Raw genomic sequence first — 13,196 nt, forward strand, 5'->3', positions numbered from 1 at the left:
TATTTCAACAGGTCTCTACGCAAAGTGGCCGGCGCATTGCGCCGGCCACTTTTTACGTTCTTAGCACCATAAATAATCCGTTATCGACGAACCTCGTCCACCGCTACAGCGTTCGCGGTTGTTTTCTTGCCGCTGACTGCCTTCTCTAGATTTTCCAGCAGCATGGCCTCGGTGTACAAGTCGCGCAGGACGATCGCCTTATCGGGCTGACCGGCGGGAAAGATCACCGTGAGCGGTACGCTGATGCTTTCGAAGTTATCCAGCCAGCGTTTGATCTCCTCAGACTCGCCGGTGTAGTCAGCATAGAGCGTGACGACATCATGGTCTTGGACCAAATCCAAAGTCTTTTTGGTGTTCAATGCAAACTTTTCGTTCCGTTTGCAGGTCAAACACCAGTCGGCAGAGAAATCGACCAGGACCGTTTTATTCTCGGCCAACGATGCATTCAACGTGGCTTCCGTGAAAGGCTTCCAAGGCAGTTCCGTTTCGGATTTGAGCGTCAGATTGAACCCAAACAGACAAATAACGCCGGTCAGTACGATGGCAGAGACCCGCACGGTCGTTTTGTGACGGATGTGCGAGTTGATGTCGTACAAGTTGCCGATCATCCACAAACCGAGTGCAATGCCGAGCAGCATGACCAACGCCGGGATGGTGTAGTCATCCTGCAGAATGTGCACGATGAAAATCACGGTTCCCATCAACACGAAACCGGCGAATTCCTTCAACCGCACCATCCAGTTCCCCGGCTTGGGCAGCCATTTGACCGTCGAGGGAAATGCGCCGATCATCAGATACGGAAACGCCATCCCTAAGCCCATCATGCCCCACACGAGGTAAACAATCAGCGTCGGTTGTGTAATCGACCAACCCAGCGTCGCTCCTAAAAACGGCCCGCTACAGGGGGTCGCCAAGAGTGTGGCCAGAATACCTGTGGAGAAGGCCCCCACCAGTCCTTCTTGATGTTGATTGCCGGCTGCCGCGCCGACCATACCCGGCATGGGAATTTCAAACACGCCCAACAGGCTCAGTCCCATAGCAAACACGACGCACGCCATGATCAGATTGAAATTCGCATTTTGAAACAGCCCGCCCCAACCGTAACCCAAAAAGACCGCCAAGGTTGCCAAAACCATAAACACGGCAAGTACACCCAGCGAATACACAACATTGAGCTGAAAGATCCGTGCACGGCTTTCACCCGCTTGTTGTGCGAAACTCATCACTTTGATCGCAATCACCGGCAACACACAGGGCATGACATTCAAAATCATGCCGCCAATGAAGGCGAACAGTAGATACATCGCCAATCCATAGTCGGAGTTCTCTTCTCCGATGACGGTATAATTCGCGTCCCCACCATTGGCTTGCCGCTCCAACCGCATCTCGGCCCGCTGTGCCATGACCTCTTCGATAAACCCAGCCGCCATACCGCCCTTGATGGGTGCGGAAACACCAAACACCACGGGAGAAACTGCCGGTGTGGGGGTGACCGTCAGATTCCCCTCAAAATTGAACGCGACAGGCGAAACGCATTTCACGCCGGTGCATGACTGAAAAGCGACCTCGCCGCCAATGGGGTAATCGCCGGGCGACGCATCGGCAGGAACCGTAATCGAACGGGTCCACACGACACGCCCAGAATGTTCTAAAACTTCAATGCCGCCGAACAACGGTTCGTTCGCAGCGTGCGGAGCCGGTTCGACCGTCCAATCTCCATCGAGTTTTAACTCACCATATTTTTGAATCTGTAACGCCGTCGCATACGGTCCCAATCCCTCAGGACGGGTTTGGTCCAAACCGTACGTATGCCAATCGTTTTTGATATTCGCTTCGACGCGCAGTTCAACCGTCTCTCCCGGAGCTGCTTCGCCCGAGGAAAGCGAGACGAGCCACACGCTCGAATCATGTTCGAATTTCGTTTCACCGGTGGCCGCGAGGTTCGCTGACGATTTGCCTTCGCCGATCTTCACCGTGGCCTGAAAGGCTGACTTGCCGGGAACACAAAGCCCTTCGCTGCAGACCTGATGTGTGATCTGCCCGGAAACGGTGACTTCTCCCGGACTGGCATCGGCGGGAATTTGAAATCGCCGGGAAAACGTGACCTGACCGTAGTATTCCTCCAGCCGCATTTGCGTCTCGCCCAGTTTCTCTTCATGAATCTGTGGCGCTCGAGAGGCGGTAAATGTTTTGCCCAATGGTTTCAACGGGCCATGGTCGTCCAGCGCAATCACCGTCGGTGATCCGCCAAACCCGGTTTGGGTCAGAGAAAAGGTATGCCAACCCTCAGCAACCGTGGCGGTCAACTGCAAAGTGACTTCGTCCCCCGGCGCAGCATCAGCGGGCACGATTTTCGCGTCATATTTGATCGCGTTTTTCGCATCGTTGACCGGCGGCTTGCTGCCGAAGAGATCCGTCTGGAAAAGATCGTCCTGCGCCGCCGCAGTCTGTGGGGCGAGTCCCACCACGGCAACCAGCAGCAATGCAAATAGCGAACCGAAACCATTTCGGGACATTCTCATGGGGGTTTCCTGGGCAACTAAGAGCGATAAAGGGGAGTTTGAGATGCCAACTAGCAGTTTGTCATGACATTATTATTTGTGTTGGGTGCCACTGGCTTTGCCAGTGCAACACGAAATGGGGGCAAAACTTGTAAAACACTGGCAGAGCCAGTGGCACCCACGTTTTTCAATTCGACGAAACGCTGGGGAGCGACAGCCAGACATTCACCGACATTTCTTGGCGCCGGTAGAGACATCGTGACAGAGTATTATCGGAAGGCAATCCCGTGGCGGTCTGTGCCGTGGATTACAGTTCATGTTGTTGACAGTATTCGCACACGCCCAACTGAGAGCGCGGCGCACCAATCGCCGTATCATACATTAAATTGCAAAATCGCGGCAATCGGACTTGTTGAAGAATCGCCATCTCATTGCCCAGTTTTCTCACGTTGTCGCCCTCCAGCGTGCGGGGAATTCGTCGCCGTTAGAACCGTGGAATTAACGGTTTAATCGCGCTAACCGGCATGGGCTCAACGGCATGCTGTGAGCGGGGCCTATCTCAAAACAGGCGAAAAACAGCGGATTCCAGCAGTAAATCTCAGGGGTTCCCATTTCCGCTACCTGGTCGACACTTCGTACGATTGATCCGGCACGCTGCGTGCAATACCATAATTAAGAAGAGAGAACCCGCATTTAACCGTGATTGAGCGTACTCTCCTTGTCACCACTTAAAATTGTTGCCGTGAATTGTCGCAGCGAATACCTTGGTTGCATCAGCTAACGTTCCTATCTGGAGAGAACTCGAATGACCTCAACACGACGTGACTTTCTCAAAAAATCGGCCGCGACCGGTGCACTGGTTTCGGCCCCGTTGATCTGGACGCCTGACACGGCTTTTGGTCGTAATCTCAACAGCAAGCCGACCGTCGCCTCCATCGGTGTCGGCGGCAGCCGGGGACGTTACAATCAAGGTGGACACATCGCGCGCAAGGCCTCGAAACTGGGAAAGACGATCGCCGTTTGCGATGTCGACTCCGTGCATACAGCTGAATTCAACAAGGATTTCGGAGGTAAGCTCAACGAGTACACCGACTACCGCGTTTTGCTTGAAAAAGAAAAACCGGACGTCGTCACCATCGGCACCCCCGATCATTGGCACGTGCCGATCGCCATCGCCGCCCTCCGCGCTGGCTGTGACGTCTACTGCGAAAAGCCGCTCACGCTGACCATTCAAGAAGGTATCGACGTCCGCAACGTCGTCAAAGAGACCGGCCGCGTGTTTCAGGTCGGGACACAACAGCGTAGTGAAAACGAGAACCGGTTCCTCAAAGCGGTCGCCATCGTGCAAAGCGGTCGTCTGGGGAAAAACGTCAACGCCTACGTCGCCATCGGCGGTGCCCCCAGTGAAGGCCCCTTCGAATCGACTGCTGTCCCCGAAGGTCTCGATTGGGATTTCTGGGTCGGCCCCGCACCGAAGGCCGATTACTCCGAAGAACGCCGCAAGCAATTCCGCTGGTGGTTTGAGTATTCCGGCGGCAAAATGACCGACTGGGGCGCGCACCACATCGACATCGCCCAATGGGCGCTCGGCTACGACAAGAGCGGCCCGGTCGAAGTCGTGGGCAAGGGAACCTTCCCGCCGATCGTCCCCGACGATTTCAACTGGGATGCGTTCCTCAATGGCGACGCCAAACTTCCCAGCGGGTTCAATACCGCTGTGACGTTTGACATCGATTTGAAATTCAAGAACGGCTCGGTGATGAACGTCAACGACGTTTACAAACGCCCGGACTCGAACATCGAATTCGGGAACGGCATCTTGTTCGAAGGTGAGAACGGTCGCATCTTCGTCAACCGTGGCAAACTGGAAGGCAAACTCATCGATGAGTTGAGCGAATCCGACCACGAAGAAATCAATGCCTTGGTGGCCGAGTTGTACAAAGGCAAAACGCCTGGCAACCACATGCAGAACTTCTTCGAATGTCTGGAGGATCGCCAGCAACCGATTTCCGACGTCAGCACACATCACCGCACAATGACTTCTTGCCATCTGTGCAACATTTCCGTGATGTTGGGCCGCGACCTGAAATGGGATCCCAAAGCCGAAAAATTCGTCGGCGACGAGCAGGCTCAAGCGTTAACCTCACGCCGCAGCCGCGATTCGTATTTGGTCGCCAGCGGAACGTAGTCGATCATTGATTACAGGGTGCCACTGCTGGCTTGTCCAGCAGTGTTAATTCCATCGCACGATTTTGCACTGGCGGACAAGCCGCCAGTGGCACCCGATGTTGAGTTGTTTAGTTGAGTTTTTTAAGCGGACGATGCATTAGCTTTGATCACGGTGCGCCCCCATTACCGGGGCGCGCCGCATTTCCACTCGGCCTATACGGGCAGTACATTTCACCCAATTTGCGTTCACCAAGGAGATGGCCATGGGATTGCTTGATAAACTGCGCGGCGAATTGGTTGATATTGTCGAATGGATTGACGACACCAACCACACACTCGTCTGGCGGTTCCCGCGGTACCACAACCAAATTAAAAACGGCGCGCAATTGATCGTGCGTCCCGGACAAACCGCTGTCTTCGTGCATCGTGGCGAATTGGCCGACGTCTTCGAGCCGGGACATTACGAACTCACCACCGATAACCTGCCAATCCTGGGCACACTGCAAGGCTGGAAGCACGGCTTCGAAAGTCCGTTCAAATCCGAAGTCTATTTTGTCCGCACCACGCAGATCACCGATCTAAAGTGGGGCACCCCCAACCCGATCATGCTCCGCGACCCCGACTTCGGTCCCATCCGCCTCCGCGCGTTCGGCACCTACACCCTCAAAGCGGTCGAGCCGAAATCGCTGCTCAAAGAATTGGTCGGGACCGACAGCGATTTCTCGTCGGATGAAATCAACGAGTTGATGCGTTCAATCATCAGCGAAGCCTTTGCCACCATGCTGGGCAAATCGCAAATCGCCGCATTGGACCTCGCCGCCAACTACCGCGCCCTCTCAGGCGACCTGCGCGAGGCAGCCGTCGAACGGGTCGACGATGAATACGGACTCGATATTCCGCAGTTATTCATCGTCAATATTTCACTCCCCGAAGAAGTCGAAAAGGCGCTCGACACCCGCAGCAGCATGGGAGTCATCGGCGACATGAGCCGCTACCAACAGTTCCAAATGGGCAAAGCCATGACCGCCGCCGCGGAAAACCCGGCCGGTGGCGGCGCGTCCGAAGGGATGGGACTGGGGATGGGATTTGCCATGGCCAATCAAATGTTCCGCGGCGCGGGGCAAGCAGGACCCGGCATGCCCGCACCTCCGCCTCCCCCCGGCGCCGTCGCTTGGCACATTGCTGTGGGGGGCGAAACACAAGGCCCCTTCACTGCACAACAACTGTCGCAAGGCATCGCTGCTGGACAAGTCACAGCCGATTCGATGGTCTGGTCCGCCGGCATGCCCGCCTGGACAACCGCCGGACAAGTCCCCGCACTCGCCTCGCAATTCGCCGCGACTCCGCCGCCACCGCCGCCGGCGAAGTAGGCTTGAGGCGTGAGGGGACAGGCTTGAGGAAGGTACTTGCCGATTACGGTTCGTTGGGCAACGCTGTCATTAACTGCGCGGCGGCAGTTTGGCTGTTTTCCATTGAGCAGACGGCGCTGCTGACGGCGACTCGCGTGGCGCCGGCTTCTGTGACCTGGGCGATGTTGTCCGCTGTGATGCCGCCGATGGCGTACCAGGGCAGGGTGATCTCCGCGGCAACTTGGCGGACGAATTCCAGCCCCGCCAGATCCGTGAACTGTTTCGTCGTGCTGGAAAAGACCGGACCGACGCCGATGTAATCGGCGCCCTCCATTACGGCTTGCCGCGCTTGTTCGATGGTGTGCGTGGAGACGCCGACTAATTTTTCCGTCCCCACGATCCGCCGGGCATCTTTGACCGACAGTTCCTCTTGGCCGACATGCACGCCATCGGCATCGGTCAGCACGGCTAAATCGGGACGGTCGTTCATGATGAACAATGCTCCCGTTTCGCGGGTCCACTGCCGGACGCGGCGGCCGAATTCGACCAATTCTCGATCGGGCATTTCCTTTTCGCGTAGCTGCACAATGCTCACGCCCCCGGCAAGCGCCTCGCGAATCGCCGGTCCGCTGCCGTGATGACACAGCGCTTCGCTGACCAGCAAATACAAATTGCGTCCAGCCAGCCGTGATTGATTGTGCAGCGTCGACAGGATCGATTTTTCCAGCGTATAAAACCGATAGCGGAGTTGTTCGAATTGTCCGCCCAGGTCCGCAGCGAGGACTTTGCCGTACTCCTCCAACGTCCGCACCGCTTCCTGCACGCGTTTCAAATTCGCCTGTAGTACCTCTGCGGTGGAATCACGCTGCGCTTCGGCGGTTGTGGAAATCGTCGTCCCCACATCCGACAGGGTATCCCGCGCCGCTGCCAAGTCGTGCGGCGCGATTGTGGAGATTGCCGCAGTGAAATCGTGCCGCCAACTTTTGAGCAGCGTAGACAAATGCGCATCGTCGCTGATGAAACGGACGTAATCCTCGACGACACGCACCCCTTCGCGAGCGCGGTTGGCAGCAGCGTCGATGATCCGCAGCGCATTGTGCCGTTGCGAAACACTGGGTTGTGAGAATTCGATCCTGACGTCGGTGACCAGCGGCTCAGCGGAGAATCCTGTTTTCTCATCCACAAGTTGCGTGAGCTGTTCGCGCTGCACGCCTTGTTCGTGGAGCCACGTCGAAACATCGGAGTCGACGACCAGCAGTCCCCAGAGCAGATGTTCGGTCCCGACCTCACTGTGCCGTCCTTGAATACCCGCTAAGTGCCGAGCTTCCTGAACGGCCAAAGCGGCCTGTTCATCCATCGGGACCAGCTTAGACTGTTCCGATTCAGCGGTCGTCTCAGCAGTCGGCACGCTCTTCTCATCAGGGAAAACCGTCTCCACTGTGGAAATCGCCACATCAAATCCGCCCAGAATCTCGCTCGCACGCGATTCTTCCAGCAAAAGGCTACGCAATAGATGCAGCGGAGCCACGGTTGCCGATTGGCCGGCTGTGGCAATTTCGGTCGCCCGGTCTAGAACTCTTTGGGCAGCGGGAGTCAACGGTTGTTGCATTTTGGATGTGCGGCTTTGGGGCCAAATCGGCGAAGTTCAATGAAATTGGTTTATTGTCGAGACAGTCAGAGCCGGTTTACGACTTTCATGCACAGCAAAGGTGTCTTCCAATGCAGGGCAATCTTTGCAAGTCATGCACTCGCCGCCGCTTAACAGGCTCCGCCTATCGGAACGTCTTGCCATTGGCGCGAACGGTTACTAGAATTCGCGGTATATCCTGATAATTTCAATGGATGAGGAAGACTTTGCAGTTGGGCGAGTTTGGGTTTGTTCGACCAGCAGCCTCGGAACTTGCATTGTACCGAAAAGGGAATCGAATTGTGAAGTTGCTGCTTTCACAAGGATCGTGAAAGTTGGCTCTGCCGCTTCTGTTGATCTTTCCGGTTCTATGGAGACGAGAACACCGTCTCCACGAGTCAGAATATAACGGATGACTGTGGAAACCCAATCAACTTTCCCGGTAGTAACGTCTGCGATTCCCGCAGCCTCAGGAACTTTGATGTTGCGGAAAGGAAACCCCGTTCACACATCGAAACGTGAAGTATTGTTAAGTGACCGTCATCCCGCGGAAGGCACGGATCGTAGAATCATTGTTACGAGCGTTGCGATCGGCATCTGTGACGTGTGATGGCGGATTAAAAAAGAAGACTGAAACATAGGTTTTGAAATAATAAAACAAGCGCCGATAGTCAGCGTTTGAGAAATTGTCTTGCACCCTCGCAAGATTTAGGGAGAACCTCGCATGTACGAGCGATTTACCGACCGAGCCCGAAAAGTGATGCAACTCGCCAACCAGGAGGCGCAGCGGTTCAATCACGAATATATCGGCACGGAACACATTCTGTTGGGACTGGTCAAGGAAGGCTCCGGCGTTGCCGCCAATGTCCTGAAAAACCTGGACGTCGACCTGAGAAAGATCCGTTTGGAGGTCGAAAAGATCGTCCAATCCGGTCCCGATATGGTGACGATGGGCAAATTGCCGCAAACGCCGCGGGCTAAAAAAGTCATCGAATACTCGATGGAAGAAGCCCGGAACCTGAATCACAACTACGTCGGCACCGAACACATTCTGTTGGGCTTGCTGCGAGAACAAGAAGGTGTGGCCGCCCAGGTGTTGATGAACCTCGGCCTGAAACTGGAAGACGTTCGTGAGGAAGTGTTGAACTTGCTCGGCCATGGACTGGAAGGCGCCGAATCGGGCGAACGCAGCCCCGCCGCCGGAAGTCCCAAAGCGGGCAAAAGCAAAACTCCCGCCCTGGACAGCTTCGGTCGCGATCTGACCGAATTGGCCAAGCAGGGCAAACTCGATCCGGTGATCGGTCGTACCGATGAAATCGAACGGGTCATCCAAATCCTCTGCCGACGTCAAAAGAACAACCCGGTCTTGCTGGGTGAAGCGGGCGTGGGCAAGACGGCCATCGTCGAGGGCTTTGCCCAAATGGTCATCGATAATAACGTTCCGGACTTGCTGCGGGACCGCCGGATTGTCGTGTTGGACTTGGCGATGATGGTCGCTGGAACCAAATATCGTGGTCAATTCGAAGAACGCATCAAAGCGGTTATGAACGAAGTGCGTCGTGCCAAGAACACGATCTTGTTCATCGACGAACTGCACACTCTGGTCGGTGCCGGTGGCGCGGAAGGGGCGATCGATGCCTCCAACGTGCTCAAACCTGCTTTGAGCCGGGGCGAATTGCAGTGCATCGGAGCCACCACGCTCGACGAGTACCGCAAATACATCGAAAAAGATGGCGCCCTGGAACGCCGGTTCCAGACCGTGATGGTCGAACCGCCCAGTGCGACCGAGACTGTGGAAATCCTCCGCGGCTTGCGGGATCGGTACGAATCGCACCATCGCGTGCAAATCACCGATGACTCGTTGGAAGCGGCTGTGGAATTGTCCAACCGTTACATCACCGGCCGTTGCCTGCCGGACAAGGCGATCGACGTTATCGACGAAGCGGGTGCTCGTATCCGCCTCAAATCGATGGTCCGCCCGCCCGATTTGAAGGAACTTGATGAAGAAATCGAAGGCCTGAATCAAGCCAAAGAAGAAGCGGTCGCCAATCAAGACTTCGAAAAAGCGGCCAGCTTGCGTGATCAAGCTGACAAGCTGAAGAAGAAGAAAGAATCGTTGACCCGCGATTGGCGTGAGAAATCCCGCGAAACCGACGGTGTCGTCGACAACGATGTGATCGCCGAAGTCGTCGCCAAGATGACCGGCATCCCGCTGACACGCTTGTCGAGCGAAGATGCGGTGCGGTTGCTGCAAATGGAAGATGAACTACACAAAAAGGTCATCAGCCAGGAAGAAGCAATTAAACAGGTCGCCAAGGCGGTCCGTCGTAGTCGTAGCGGGTTGAAAGATCCGCGGCGTCCCACGGGTGTCTTCCTGTTCGCCGGTCCGACCGGTGTCGGGAAAACATTACTGGCCAAAACGTTGGCGGAATTCATGTTCGGCGATGCCGAATCGCTCATTCAAATCGACATGAGCGAATACATGGAGAAACACAACGTCAGCCGTTTGATCGGTGCCCCTCCTGGTTATGTCGGTTACGAAGAAGGGGGCCAACTGACGGAAAAAATCCGCCGCCGTCCCTATGCCGTGGTGCTGTTGGACGAAATCGAAAAAGCGCACCCCGACGTGTTCAATATGCTGCTGCAAATTATGGAAGAGGGACACCTCACCGATAGTTTCGGCCGCAAAGTCGATTTCAAAAACGTGATCTTGATCATGACCACCAACGCCGGTGCCAAGGTGATTCAATCCGGTAGCGAATTTGGTTTCGTCAAGAAAGACCTCGATCACAGCTACGATGGCATGAAACGCCGTCTGATGCACGAAATCGAAGACGAATTCAAGCCGGAGTTCTTAGGCCGTGTGGATGACGTCATCGTGTTCAAGCATCTCGACCGCGAGAACTTGAAGCTGATCATCGACATCGAGTTGGAGAAGGTCTACGAACGTCTTGGAGAACGAGGCCTGAATCTGGTCCTGACCGACGAAAGCAAAGAACTGATCATCGACAAGGGTGCATCGGACATCGATTACGGTGCCCGCCCACTGCGTCGCTGCATCGAAACCTTTATCGAAGATCCGCTTTCCGAAGAGTTGCTCCGCGACGCCTTCGAAGGCAAAAACACAATCACCGTTCGCGTCAAAGAAGTCGGCGATACCAAGCAACTCGACTTCGATGCCACGTTCGAAGAATCAGCTGAGCCCGAAATGGCTGCGGTTGGTTCCGAGGACGAAAATAGCGGCGAATCCGAAGAATCGTAAAACGCGAGTCCAATCGCGAAAAAACAAGAAACGCTCCGGTTCTTACAACCGGGGCGTTTTTTTAATTCCCCTTAGTTCCCAACTCCACTTTTTGCCAGAAGGACCCGGCGATGCCGCTGCAACGCATTCTCGAACCGGAAGTCATGGACTCCGCCCAGGAAGCGATCGACTACGACACGATGGACCATTCGAACGTCAATCGCGTCTTCGTTGATGACCTATTGGCATTCTCGCAGTTTGAAAAGCCGTCCGTCACTGAGATGCGCGTATTGGATGTTGGCACCGGGACCGCACAGATTCCAGTGGAATTATGTGGGCGGCAACTCCCGCTGCACGTCACCGGGGTCGACCTCGCTGAAGAAATGCTCAAAGTCGGCAACCAAAACGTCGCCGCCGCCGGTTTCGCGCAGAACATCACGCTCGAACGCGTCGACGCGAAGCAACTTCCCTACGCGGCGGGAACATTCGACGCTGTGATATCCAACAGCATCGTGCACCACATTCCCGACCCCTTGCAGGTGATCGCTGAAATGGCCCGCGTGGTGCGCGCGGGCGGAGTGCTCTTCGTCCGCGATCTGCTGCGTCCCGATGACGAAGCGGAACTGGAGCAGTTAGTCAGCACCTATGCGGCAGACACCAACAACGAGCAACGACAACTCTTTCGACAATCGTTGTATGCGGCGCTGACGGTCGCAGAGGTCAAATCGCTGCTAACGACTGCGGGTCTACCAGCACAGTGGTGTGCGCAAACGACCGATCGCCACTGGACCATCGCCGGGCGATGCGGAGTGTAACGGTTGTAAGCAATCGAAGGCGCCCGCACTCGTTGCGCCGTGCGCAATTCTTGTGCAGGCTGTGTGGATTGTGAAGAGTCCTTCATAGTCAACACCGAGATTTTATCTCCAAACTACTCAAGCCTCTCAAAACGCAATGTCGATGGTGGTGTTGGGATGCAGCAATGTCCCCACGCAATCGAAGGGGCTGTTAGGATTCGGTCCTCGCAGTCGGGAGCAAGGCAGCGGCAGAGAGAGCGATTGAGGGAGCCGGAGAGTGTCCGGTCGTAGCCACGGAGGCGATGCTGATTTGATTGACGCGAAATCATCATGTTGGAGTATTGAATGACCCATCACGCCGATGTGGATACTGGACATCGTAAAGTTGTCAATTCTTGTTTGGGACAGTCGTTACACCGTTTGCAGCACAACATGAATCATGTCCGACAAAGCCAATCGCGGGACGAAGGGGAATTTCTGTCCTGGTTGAAGCAATGGTCCAAGCGCAGCGATCAAATCGCCATGCGGTTGGAGCTGATCGACATGCAACTCGACCGCATGTTCCCCGCCCCCGAACCGGAGGTGCAGTTGCGGGTCATCGACGCCGACCGCTGAGCAACGGGCCGCGGTATAGCCCAGCGCGCCGTTTATCCTAGCGCGCCGCAGACAACGATATACGCGGCCACGCCCAGCAGCGTGGCCGCCGCGATCACTTGCAACCGATTGCGCCACCGGTACATCGCCAGCATCCCCATGACAAAAATAATCGTCATGCCTGGATCGCCCCAGTGGACGTGCGGATAAATCCACCCCTCTGTGGAAAACGGCCACAGCAACTGCAATTTCCAGTCGCCCAACGTTGCCGTCCCGGACACCACCAAATCGGCGGCAAGATGGCTCAGCGCAGCCGCCAGTGCCACAAGCGTCCACACGGCATATCCGGCAACTGTTCGCTCCCGGCGTAGCGGCAGCGATCCCAGTCCTTGCTCGGCAGGGAGTACCAGCCCACAGCGCCGCAGTCCCCGTGCACTGACATTGGCCAGTCGCGTGACGACATCGAATCGATAATCGAGGACGCCGATCAGGATCCCCAGCAGGCCGCACGTCAAGAAACTATGCCCCCAGACTCTGTGAGCCTGATCAAACAGCACTGGACCTAGCACCAACGTCAGGCCGTCCCAATCCGGGCTGATTGCCACCAACCCCGCCAGGGCGACCACCTGCCAGCCATAGCGGCGGTGTAAACCCGTAGCCAATGCTCCGTTGATGCCCAGCAACGCATGTTCAATTGTTGTCATAGACGCCAGTGCTTCAAACTGTTCGGAAGATTACTACAACCAGTATGACCGGACCGCCGCCCGATTGCCAATTGGGGCATCCTGCATCCACAACCGCCAAGAAACAATGCAGCAGTTCGGCGAAAAAAACAAAAGTCGTTGTCCTTCGCTGTGGCTGCTATGATAAACTGGATGAGGCGCTCTACGAAGTTCTCTACGCGGATTTCTACAAGTACCG

At 55.8% G+C, this 13,196-nt stretch carries 8 protein-coding genes; 5 read left to right on the plus strand and 3 right to left on the minus strand.

Going from position 1 to position 13,196, the window contains the following annotated elements; translation table 11 throughout:
- Positions 1–80: 80 nt before the first annotated feature.
- On the minus strand, positions 81–2,522 hold the full coding sequence (locus tag Mal52_RS23370) for a protein-disulfide reductase DsbD family protein (RefSeq protein ID WP_145378932.1): 2,442 nt from the start codon (positions 2,520–2,522) through the stop codon (positions 81–83).
- Positions 2,523–3,306: 784 nt separating this feature from the next.
- On the opposite strand from Mal52_RS23370, the gene Mal52_RS23375 reads away from it, so the two are divergent.
- Positions 3,307–4,689: a Gfo/Idh/MocA family protein gene (locus tag Mal52_RS23375; RefSeq protein WP_145378933.1), complete on the plus strand. Its 1,383-nt coding sequence runs from the start codon at positions 3,307–3,309 to the stop codon at positions 4,687–4,689.
- 244 nt (positions 4,690–4,933) lie between these two features.
- The gene (locus Mal52_RS23380) at positions 4,934–6,040 is read left to right on the plus strand and encodes an SPFH domain-containing protein (protein WP_145378934.1); all 1,107 of its coding nucleotides are present in this window, start codon (positions 4,934–4,936) and stop codon (positions 6,038–6,040) included.
- Between the two features lie 43 nt (positions 6,041–6,083).
- Here Mal52_RS23380 and Mal52_RS23385 read toward each other — a convergent pair whose 3' ends face one another.
- Positions 6,084–7,628, minus strand: a complete 1,545-nt coding sequence (locus Mal52_RS23385) for a thiamine phosphate synthase (RefSeq protein ID WP_145378935.1) — start codon at positions 7,626–7,628, stop codon at positions 6,084–6,086.
- Positions 7,629–8,370: 742 nt separating this feature from the next.
- Here Mal52_RS23385 and Mal52_RS23390 point away from each other — a divergent pair.
- The 3 genes from Mal52_RS23390 (at position 8,371) to Mal52_RS23400 (ending at position 12,296) form a co-directional block, all read left to right on the plus strand.
- Positions 8,371–10,908 carry an ATP-dependent Clp protease ATP-binding subunit gene (locus Mal52_RS23390; RefSeq protein WP_145378936.1) on the plus strand — a complete coding sequence of 846 codons (2,538 nt, stop codon included), beginning with the start codon at positions 8,371–8,373 and terminating at the stop codon, positions 10,906–10,908.
- A gap of 110 nt (positions 10,909–11,018) precedes the next feature.
- Positions 11,019–11,702, plus strand: coding sequence for a class I SAM-dependent methyltransferase (locus tag Mal52_RS23395; RefSeq protein ID WP_145378937.1), 684 nt, complete (start codon positions 11,019–11,021; stop codon positions 11,700–11,702).
- A gap of 324 nt (positions 11,703–12,026) precedes the next feature.
- Positions 12,027–12,296: a hypothetical protein gene (locus Mal52_RS23400; protein WP_145378938.1), complete on the plus strand. Its 270-nt coding sequence runs from the start codon at positions 12,027–12,029 to the stop codon at positions 12,294–12,296.
- Positions 12,297–12,328: 32 nt separating this feature from the next.
- Here Mal52_RS23400 and Mal52_RS23405 read toward each other — a convergent pair whose 3' ends face one another.
- Positions 12,329–12,979 (minus strand): metal-dependent hydrolase, encoded by a 651-nt coding sequence (locus Mal52_RS23405; protein WP_145378939.1) that lies wholly within the window; start codon positions 12,977–12,979, stop codon positions 12,329–12,331.
- Between the last annotated feature and the right edge of the window lie 217 nt (positions 12,980–13,196).

It is taken from the genome of Symmachiella dynata, assembly GCF_007747995.1.
Taxonomy (GTDB): domain Bacteria; phylum Planctomycetota; class Planctomycetia; order Planctomycetales; family Planctomycetaceae; genus Symmachiella; species Symmachiella dynata.